The sequence below is a fragment of the Photobacterium lucens genome, assembly GCF_009873615.1.
In the GTDB taxonomy this organism is placed as follows: Bacteria; Pseudomonadota; Gammaproteobacteria; order Enterobacterales; family Vibrionaceae; genus Photobacterium; species Photobacterium lucens.
The window spans coordinates 1-4924 of the sequence record NZ_SSMG01000359.1 but is presented as its reverse complement, the minus strand read 5'-3'; the positions used below and the strand labels follow the sequence as shown (position 1 = coordinate 4924).

The 4924-nt window shown below is 42.4% G+C and carries 3 protein-coding genes; 2 read left to right on the top strand and 1 reads right to left on the bottom strand.

Features of this window, described 5'->3' with window-relative positions; genetic code table 11:
* The first annotated feature begins 243 nt into the window (after positions 1–243).
* The gene (gene lpxC / locus E5A76_RS15105; RefSeq protein WP_008987912.1) at positions 244–1161 is read left to right on the top strand and encodes a UDP-3-O-acyl-N-acetylglucosamine deacetylase; all 918 of its coding nucleotides are present in this window, start codon (positions 244–246) and stop codon (positions 1159–1161) included.
* A 62-nt stretch (positions 1162–1223) separates the two neighbouring features.
* On the opposite strand, the gene E5A76_RS15100 is transcribed toward lpxC, so the two are convergent.
* Positions 1224–1685, bottom strand: coding sequence for a DUF721 domain-containing protein (locus E5A76_RS15100; RefSeq protein WP_161119412.1), 462 nt, complete (start codon positions 1683–1685; stop codon positions 1224–1226).
* A 428-nt stretch (positions 1686–2113) separates the two neighbouring features.
* Between E5A76_RS15100 and secA the strand changes: the two genes are divergently transcribed.
* A complete protein-coding gene (gene secA / locus E5A76_RS15095) occupies positions 2114–4846 on the top strand; it encodes a preprotein translocase subunit SecA (protein ID WP_161119411.1) in 2733 nt (910 codons plus the stop codon).
* Positions 4847–4924: the final 78 nt, after the last annotated feature.

Below are 4924 nucleotides of genomic sequence, written 5' to 3'. Positions count from 1 at the left end.
AAAAGGAAGTGTCATATTTATATGATAACCATTTTACTATGAAGCATAAGTTAATCAGTTAATTAGCGGTGCCTTTTGAGATTATTCGAAGGCACTGATTTATCTTATTTGCAAATTATTTTGGATATTTAGTAGCTTATGGTATTATTTATACCCATTTCGCAAATTAATAGTTGATAATGGGTTTTATTTAGCTTAGTTGCTTTATAACAAAAGTTTGTTTAACAGTTGAGATATGAGCAGATGATCAGACAACGTACACTTAAAAGCATTGTGCAAACGACCGGTGTGGGTCTCCACTCTGGGCGTAAAGTGACGCTTACTCTACGTCCTGCGGCCGCTAATACTGGCGTGATTTATCGTCGCACGGATCTAAATCCACCTGTGGATTTCCCTGCTAATGCAGATTCTGTCCGCGATACCATGCTATGTACAGCTCTTGTAAATGAAGAGGGCGTGCGTATTTCTACGGTTGAGCACTTGAATGCAGCACTAGCAGGTATGGGTATCGATAATGTTATTATCGAAGTAAACGCACCAGAAATCCCAATTATGGATGGTAGTGCTAGCCCATTTATCTACCTGCTTCAATCTGCGGGTATTGAAACGTTGAATACGCCAAAGCGTTTTCTTCGCATTAAAAAGCCTGTTCGCATTGAAGATGGCGACAAGTGGGCGGAGCTCGTTCCTTACAACGGTTTCCGTCTAGATTTTGCTATCGAGTTTAACCACCCTGCGATTGAATCAGATCAGCAGCGTCTAGTGTTAGATTTTTCAAGCCAGTCTTTTGTTAAAAATATTAGCCGCGCGCGTACCTTTGGTTTCATGCGTGATATCGAATATCTACAATCACAAAACTTATGTTTAGGTGGTAGTTTCGATAATGCTATCGTACTGGACGATTACCGCATCCTGAATGATGACGGCTTACGTTTTGACAATGAGTTAGTAACTCACAAAGTATTAGATGCCATTGGTGACTTATACATGTGTGGTCATAACATCATTGGTGAAATGCGCGCTTACAAATCAGGTCATGCGTTAAACAACAAGTTGTTACGTGCAGTATTGGCAGATCAAGAAGCTTACGAGTGGTCAACCTTTGAAGATGAGCAGCAAGTACCGGTTACTTTTGCTCAACCAGGTATGGTTCTCGCTTAATACCATTGCGATGCAAGAATTAAAAAAACGCCGAACTTCGTGTTCGGCGTTTTTGTATCTATTCATTGCTGTCTTTTCTTCATAGCCAATTGTGCTAGCCGCTCTAATCGTTTTTTTACTTTATCTGGTGCAGTTGCCGCTGTGGCTAATAAGTGTTGTGCAGCTATATCAGAAATTGGTTTTTGCACAATATCAGGGATCTTGTTTTGTTTTTGCTCTTGAATTGCAGCAAGTGCGGGATTGACCTTGATTTCAATGTCTTGCAGTTTGGGTAACAGCTTTTCTCTTAACTTCATGATCAGTTGATGACGTTCATAATTGAGTCGCATCGACCATGCAGCAGAGGCAGTTTCAATGATCAATATCCCCTGACGGTAATTACTCACACGACAATGCTCGGCACCATTGACATATTGTTTTACTGCTTTATTAAGCTGACTTAATGCCATCGCGCGTTGCTGAATATTATTAAGTCCAGTTTCTTCTAAAATATCACCAGTAGTTTGCGGACGATGATCTCTCATGGCTTGTGATCCTAGGTAATGCAGTCAGATAGAGTAAAAATTTGCGGATATGATCCTAATTTTGCGAATATAAAAAGCGCTCTGGCCGCTTTTCCCATAGGCGATGACACTATTATGACTTATTATATCATTCATATAGGTTAATATATCTGGAAAGATGTGCCTGTTCGCGTTGTGACTTAATTCGCTGTAATTAAGCGATCAATAGTTTTTCCTCTTCATTGTTTACGGTTATTACAAAACAACCCTTGAAAAAAGAACTGTTCGACGCAATATCAGGTACTACACAGTTTCAGGAATATCCTCTTAGTCACCATTGTGGCGATTCTAGTGGGACAGGGATTGCTTAAGGTCCCCCAGAGAATGAAACCAAGATTAAGCGATTCAGCAATAGAACGCTGATATAACAAAGAGAAAACGGCATCGCCATGTTATCAAAACTACTGACTAAAATTATCGGTAGCCGTAACGACCGCACTCTGCGTCGTATGCGCAAAATTGTTGATCAAATCAATAAGCTAGAACCTCAATTTGAAAGCCTGCAAGATCATGAGCTGCAAGCAAAAACAGCTGAATTTCGTGAGCGTTTAGATCAAGGCGAAACGCTAGATCAACTATTACCGGAAGCCTTCGCGACAGTTCGTGAAGCATCAAAACGTATTTACGGTATGCGTCACTTCGATGTCCAGCTGCTAGGCGGTATGGTACTGAATGACTGTAAAATTGCAGAAATGCGTACAGGTGAAGGTAAAACCTTAACAGCTACCTTGCCTTCATACCTTAATGCCCTAACAGGTAAAGGTGTTCACATCGTAACAGTGAACGACTACCTTGCGGCACGTGACGCCGAAACTAACCGTGCGTTATTTGAATTCCTTGGCATGACTGTTGGTGTAAACGTACCTAACATGGCACCGCATGCTAAGAAAGAAGCTTACGCTGCTGATGTACTTTACGGTACAAACAATGAGTTTGGCTTTGACTACTTGCGCGATAACATGGCATTCCGCCCAGAAGATCGTGTTCAACGTGAACGCTTCTTCGCTGTTGTCGATGAGGTTGACTCAATCTTAATCGATGAAGCACGTACCCCGCTTATCATTTCAGGCCCTGCTGAAGATAGCTCTGAAATGTACATCAAAGTTAATGCACTGATCCCACAACTTGTTCGCCAAGATAAAGAAGATAGCGAAGAATACCGTGGTGAAGGTCACTACACCGTTGATGAAAAATCAAAACAAGCGCACTTAACTGAAAATGGTCAAGAGTTCGTTGAAGAGCTATTAATCAAAAATGGCTTAATGGCTGAGCACGATACCCTGTACTCGCCTGCGAACATTAGCTTGCTACACCACGTTAATGCTGGCTTACGTGCACACGTACTATTTGAAAAAGACGTTGATTACATCGTTCAAGACGACGAAGTTATCATCGTTGATGAACACACAGGCCGTACAATGCCAGGTCGTCGTTGGTCTGAAGGTCTTCACCAAGCGGTTGAAGCGAAAGAAGGCGTGAAGATCCAAAATGAAAACCAAACACTAGCCTCTATCACATTCCAGAACTACTTCCGTTTATACGAAAAACTTTCTGGTATGACAGGTACAGCAGATACAGAAGCGTTTGAATTTCAGTCTATCTATGGCCTAGATACAGTTGTACTGCCAACTAACCGTCCTATGGCGCGTATCGATAACGGCGATTTAGTCTACATGACTGAAGCTGAGAAGTTCGCTGCGATCAGCCAAGATATCAAAGAGCGCGTAGGTAATGGTCAGCCATGTCTGGTAGGTACAGTATCGATTGAAAAATCTGAGCTGCTATCTAATGCACTTAAGAAAGAAGGCATTAAGCACAACGTACTGAATGCTAAATTCCACGAAAAAGAAGCGGATATCATTGCAGAAGCGGGTGCCCCAGGTGCGGTAACTATCGCAACTAACATGGCAGGTCGTGGTACTGATATCATGCTAGGTGGTTCGTGGAAGTCGGATGTTGAGAAATTAGATAACCCAACTGAAGAGCAAATCGCAAACATCAAAGCGAAGTGGCAAGAAAAACACGACGCTGTTCTAGCTTCTGGTGGTCTACACATCATTGGTACTGAACGTCACGAATCTCGTCGTATTGATAACCAGTTACGTGGTCGTGCAGGTCGTCAGGGTGATGCTGGTTCATCTCGTTTCTACCTATCGATGGAAGATGGCTTAATGCGTATCTTCGCATCCGATCGTGTATCAGGCATGATGAAGAAGCTTGGTATGGAAGAAGGTGAAGCGATTGAGCACCCATGGGTATCAAAAGCGATTGAAAACGCACAACGTAAAGTTGAAGGTCGTAACTTTGATATTCGTAAACAGCTGCTTGAATTTGATGACGTAGCAAATGACCAACGTAAAGTGGTTTACGAACTACGTGATGAGTTAATGCAAGCTGATGATATCAGCGAGATGATCGAGCATAACCGTGAAGATGTCCTGAACGCATTAATGGATAGCTACATTCCACCTCAATCACTTGAGGAAATGTGGGATATCGAAGGTTTAGAAACGCGTCTGAAAGAAGATTACGATCTTGAACTTCCTATCCAGCACTGGCTTGATACTGAAGACAAACTTTACGAAGAAGCGCTACGTGAGCGTATCGTAGAGAAAGCACTAGAAGTATACCGCGAGAAAGAATCTGTTGTGGGTGCTGAAGTGTTACGTAACTTCGAGAAAACGGTGATGCTACAGAACCTTGATACGCTATGGAAAGAACACCTAGCGGCAATGGATCACCTACGTCAAGGTATTCACTTACGTGGTTACGCGCAGAAGAACCCGAAACAAGAGTACAAGCGTGAGTCGTTTGAACTGTTTGAAGAAATGCTTGATAACTTGAAGAGCGATGTTATCTCGATCCTAAGTAAGGTTCGTGTACAGCAGCAAGAAGAAGTTGATCGCATGGAAGAAGAGCGCCGTCAAATGGCAGAAATGCTAGCACGTCGTCAACAGTTCGAGCATCAAAGTGCTGAAAACCAAATTGTAGATGAATCATCGCAAGAAGCAGGTGAGTCTCAAGGTACTTACGAGCGTGAAGAGCGCAAAGTAGGTCGTAATGAGCCTTGTCCTTGTGGTTCTGGCAAGAAGTACAAGCAATGTCACGGTAAGATCAGCTAAGGTTTTATCCTGATAATAAAAAAGTCGCTCTCGGGCGACTTTTTTGTTGCTTATTTTTCGCGTTAACTTATTTATTTG

What these genes read in the sequence shown, in the direction of transcription:
- secA (WP_161119411.1), top strand. Translation starts at nt 2,114, where the DNA reads ATGTTATCAAAACTACTGACTAAAATTATCGGTAGCCGTAACGACCGC.
- E5A76_RS15100 (WP_161119412.1), bottom strand. Translation starts at nt 1,685, where the DNA reads ATGAGAGATCATCGTCCGCAAACTACTGGTGATATTTTAGAAGAAACT.
- lpxC (WP_008987912.1), top strand. Translation starts at nt 244, where the DNA reads ATGATCAGACAACGTACACTTAAAAGCATTGTGCAAACGACCGGTGTG.